This window comes from Roseovarius sp., from assembly GCF_018066915.1.
GTDB lineage: Bacteria > Pseudomonadota > Alphaproteobacteria > Rhodobacterales > Rhodobacteraceae > Roseovarius.
The window spans coordinates 1-4,435 of the sequence record NZ_JAGPVV010000001.1; the positions used below are offsets into that span (position 1 = coordinate 1).

6 protein-coding genes are annotated in these 4,435 nt (G+C 61.2%); all 6 read left to right on the forward strand.

The window, feature by feature from the left end; all coding sequences use genetic code 11:
* A partial coding sequence (locus tag KBT70_RS00005) for an FCD domain-containing protein (RefSeq protein ID WP_296627266.1) occupies positions 1-590 on the forward strand: 590 nt, incomplete at its 5' end.
* 44 nt (positions 591-634) lie between these two features.
* A complete protein-coding gene (locus KBT70_RS00010; protein ID WP_296627267.1) occupies positions 635-1,777 on the forward strand; it encodes a nitronate monooxygenase in 1,143 nt (380 codons plus the stop codon).
* A gap of 23 nt (positions 1,778-1,800) precedes the next feature.
* The gene (locus tag KBT70_RS00015) at positions 1,801-2,580 is read left to right on the forward strand and encodes a Coq4 family protein (RefSeq protein WP_296627269.1); all 780 of its coding nucleotides are present in this window, start codon (positions 1,801-1,803) and stop codon (positions 2,578-2,580) included.
* Positions 2,577-3,767: a transporter gene (locus KBT70_RS00020; RefSeq protein WP_034742449.1), complete on the forward strand. Its 1,191-nt coding sequence runs from the start codon at positions 2,577-2,579 to the stop codon at positions 3,765-3,767. Before KBT70_RS00015 ends, KBT70_RS00020 begins: the two co-directional genes overlap by 4 nt.
* A complete protein-coding gene (locus KBT70_RS00025; protein WP_081812282.1) occupies positions 3,764-4,225 on the forward strand; it encodes an OB-fold domain-containing protein in 462 nt (153 codons plus the stop codon). The genes KBT70_RS00020 and KBT70_RS00025 overlap by 4 nt, the downstream gene beginning before the upstream one ends.
* Positions 4,226-4,232: 7 nt before the next feature.
* A partial coding sequence (locus KBT70_RS00030) for an acyl-CoA dehydrogenase family protein (RefSeq protein WP_296627279.1) occupies positions 4,233-4,435 on the forward strand: 203 nt, incomplete at its 3' end.

A 4,435-nucleotide genomic window follows, 5' to 3' on the forward strand; every position in this document is an offset into this window, starting at 1 on the left:
CAACCTTGCGTGAAGCGCTCCGCTTCCTTGAGCTTCAGGGCGTAATCCATCTTCAACTGGGCCGTAGTGGCGGCCCGGTGGTCGCACGCCCCCAGACCGGCGATTTTGCGAATAGTCTTTCTCTCATCTTGCATTTCATGGAAGCAGACCTCAGGGGCCTGCTCGAACTGCGCGAAGCCATAGCGCCGGATGTCGCAGCCTATGCTGCCCAGCGCGCGACCACGGGCGACCTCAGCGCACTCGCCGATTGCCTCAAAGAGCTTGAGCGCAATGAGGCAGGAAGCCAGTTCGAGGAACTGAACCGCCGTTTTCACGACCTACTCGGTTGGGCCAGCGGCAATCCGCTCTTCGGCCTTCTGACTTCCTCTATGCATTTGCTGACCCGCGAATTCTCGCGCTCGCTCGGGTATTCGGCGCAAGAGCGGGCGGTCCAGTTGCGATTCCTGCGCCGTGTTCTGGAGGCCGTGCGCACAGGGGATGCTCAAGCGGCGCGGCAGGCCATGGCCAAGCTTGTGTCGGGTTCCGCGTCTTATCTGGCTGGACGAAGTCCCGAGCTTGTTTCCCAGAAGGTCAAGTGGGGACAGATTTAGAAAACTTGCGTCCGTCAAGGTCGCGGAATGGAGGATGTAAGGCGATGGCGCTCAAAAGCCGCATTTGTGAAATTCTCGGGATCGAACACCCCATCCTACTGGCCGGAATGGGCGGGGCGAGCGTTCCCGCGCTTGCTGCTGCGGTGTCGAATGCCGGAGGGCTTGGCGTTCTGGGGGCTGCGGCATGCTCGCCAGACCAATTGCGCAGCTGGATCCGCCAGACACGCGAGATGACCGACAAACCATTTGGCGTCGATACCCTTCTTCCCGCATCCGTCAGACGCGGCTCGGCCCCGCAGGTCGGGGGTTCGTCCGAAAATCCCACGGCACTACTTGGCGAATACCAGGAATTCACCCGCGACTTCATACGGCGCGAACATCTGCCCGAAGTGGATGTCGAATCGGCCATGCGAGCGGCGGGCGTGCCGAAGATGGGCAAGGCAAGTCCGCAGCTTTTCACGAAGGAGTTCTTCGAAGCGCAGATGGAAGTCGTGATCGAGGAAAAGGTACCCGTCTATGCTGCCGGCCTCGGCAATCCCGGTCCTTGGATGGACCGCCTGCATGCCAACGGCACCAAAGTCATGGCTGTCATCGGCAAGGTCAAGCACGCCCGGCAGGTGGTCGAAACCGGCGTCGACATGATCGTGGCGCAGGGGCACGACGGGGGCGGCCACAACTCGCCAGTCGGCACGATTTCGCTGATTCCCCAAGTGGTTGACGCGGTGGGCGACCGCGTTCCAGTGATTGGTGCCGGCGGCATTTCCGACGGCCGGGGTGTTGCCGCCGCGCTGATGTTGGGTGCCGAGGGCGCGTGGATCGGGACGGCGTTCCTCGCGACCGAGGAGGCGGGCATCGAACGATTCCAGAAAGAAGCGATCATCGAAAGCGGCGACGCCGATACGGTCGTCAGCCGCTCGATCACCGGTAAACCTGCGCGAATGATCCGCAACAAATGGGCCGATGCATGGATCGAGGCAGGCAAGGATCCATTGCCTATGCCCTATCAGTCGATGATCTCGGGGCCCGTCATGGCGTCGGGCGTCAAGGCGGAGCGCAAGGACGTGATCCCGGGTTTCGCGGGCCAGGGGATCGGCCTTATCCATTCGATCCGGCCCGCAGCCGACGTGATGCGCGAAATTGTCGAAGATGCGGAATTCGCACTCGCCCTCGCGAAGTCTTACTGCTGAATTGTGGTAAAGGTGGACATGACATGAGCAACGCGCTGAACCAACCGAAGGGGCATGAACTACGCCTACCTATTCGCCCGGGCGAAGCTATTGCGGCCATGCGCCGACTTACCCGGGACAAGGAAGACACTGCGCAGGTCTTCCGTATCGTCAAGGCGCTGTCGGGCAATTCCTATTATCGCAATTTTCGACGGTTCGCTGCCTCTTCCGCCGGGAAGCGTATCCTCCTGGAACGCGCGGACTTACTCGGCACCTTGTGTGATCGTGATCGCTTGAAAAGATGCGAACCGGGAACGCTGGGCCGGGCCTATCTTGATTTCGTTTATGGAGAGGGGTTGACCGCCGAGGGGTTGGTGGATGCCAGCGAAGCGGGAGGGATAACCGACTTCAACGATCCGGAAGTCGCACGCTACCGGAAGCGCCTGCGCGATTCGCACGACCTGTTCCATGTCGTGACCGGATATGGACGAGATGCGCTGGGCGAATTGTGCGTGCTCTCGTTCTGCAACGCACAATTCTTCAATCACGGAATCGCCTTCATCGTTGCGATCGGAATTCCGAAGATGCTGGCCGAATGCGCCCGTTTGCCGGTCTCGCGTGCCGCGTTCGAAGCGTGGCGACGGGGTAGGAATGCCGCCGACCTGACAACCTTCTATTGGGAGGCGCATATCGATACGCCACTTGAGGAGGTACGCTGGCGTTTGAACCTGAAACCACCCGTTTGCTATCTTGGGGCTCAGGACCTGTCCCGCTCGTTTGAGCGAGATTTCCAGGCCAGCCGGCGGAGCAAGCTTCACGCATGAGTGCCTCATCCACCTTCAATTTCAGTGACAGGTCCGCGATCACCGGCGTCGGCGAGACAGAGTTCGTCAAGGGGACCGAACGGACGGCGGTCGACATGATGCTCGATGCCTCGCGCCGGGCGATTGCAGATGCCGGGCTAAAACCGTCCGACATAGACGGCATGGTGCCTCCGCCGATCTACACGACGTCGGAGGAAATGGCCGCCAATCTTGGCATCGACGTGCTGCGTTTTGCGGCGACGGTGCACATGGGCGGTGCGAGCCCTATAACGGCTCTGCAGAACGCGGCCATGGCGATTGCCAGCGGGCTATGCGACCATGTTCTGGTAACGCTTGGTTGGAACGGATATTCTGCCCTGCGGGCGAAGCCGGGCGCGCCGACGACCCGACCCATGAACATGAATACGCTGACCAACACAATCCGGGGCTATTATATGCCCTATGGCGTGTTCCTGCCGGTGCAGATGTATGCTTGGCTCGCCATGCGTCATTCCAAGCTCCACGGTGTCGGACCGGACGCGATGGCCGCTGTCGCACTCGCCTGTAACCGTCACGCGCAGTTGAATCCGAGAGCCTTCAACTATGGACGTAAACTCGACGTCGAGACATATCACTCGGCGCGCTGGATATCCGAGCCTTTCCGGCTCTACGATTGCTGCCTGGAAACCGATGGCGCCTGTGCGGTCGTCGTCTCGCGCATGGAGCGAGCCAAGGACATGCCGCATGTGCCGGTGAGCATCGCCGGCGCTGCTGAAGGTCACCCCTATCCCGCCGACGACATCCCTTCGCGTCCCGACCCCTTCAAGATCGGCCTCAGCTATGCAGCCCCGCGCGCATTCGAGATGGCAGGTGTCACCCGCGAGGATATGGATTTTCTACAGATCTACGACTGCTTCACTTATATCGTGCTGCTGCAACTTGAGGCACTCGGCTACTGCGAGCCCGGCGGTCAGACCGAGTTCGTCGCCAGTGGCCAGATCGAGCTGGGTGGACGCTTTCCGATCAACACCCATGGCGGCTTGCTCAGCGAAGCGCACGTCTGGGGCCTCAACCATGTTGTGGAGGCCGTGCGCCAGCTGCGCCACGATTGCGGCGAGCGCCAGGTCGTGGGTGCCCAGACCGGCCTCGTAACCGGCTGGGGCGACCTAGGCGACGGGAGCATCGCTATCCTCAGGAGGTTTGCGTGAGCGACGAGAACGAACTGCCACCGAAAATGCGCCTCTCTGCGCAGAAGGCGCCGCCCAAGCCGAAACCGCGCCCGCAGGACCCGATCGAGCAGGAATTCTGGAATCGGTGTCAGGACGGCCATCTCTATTTCCAGTGTTGCGGCGATTGCGGCACCTTCCGCCACCTGCCGCGCTATATGTGCGCAAAGTGTGGCTCACCGGAATTTTCGTGGGAGCGCAGCAGCGGGAAGGGTACGCTTTTTTCCTGGACCGTCACCCACCAGGCCCTGCACCCGGCGTTTGCCGCCGACATCCCCTTCGTGGCTGCGGTGGTTGAACTGGAAGAGGGCGTACGCATGGCCACTCGCCTGATCGAATGTGACCGCGACAGCCTCAAGCTCGACCTTCCCCTGGAATTGAAATTCGAACCGATCGGGGACGACTTCCGCCTGCCAGTTTTCCGTCCCCGCAAAGAATAGAAGCGACATGGATCTCGATTACGGACCCGAATACGACGCGTTCCGCAAACAGGTGCGCGATTTCATCGAAGCGCATGGCCATCTTGCGCCACCGTATGCGGCTCGGGCGGCCCGCCCCTCATCCAAAGCTGTCCAATGGCAAAAACTGCTGATCGAGCAAGGGTACACAGCCCGCACGATCCCGGCGGAGTACGGCGGTTACGGAGCCGA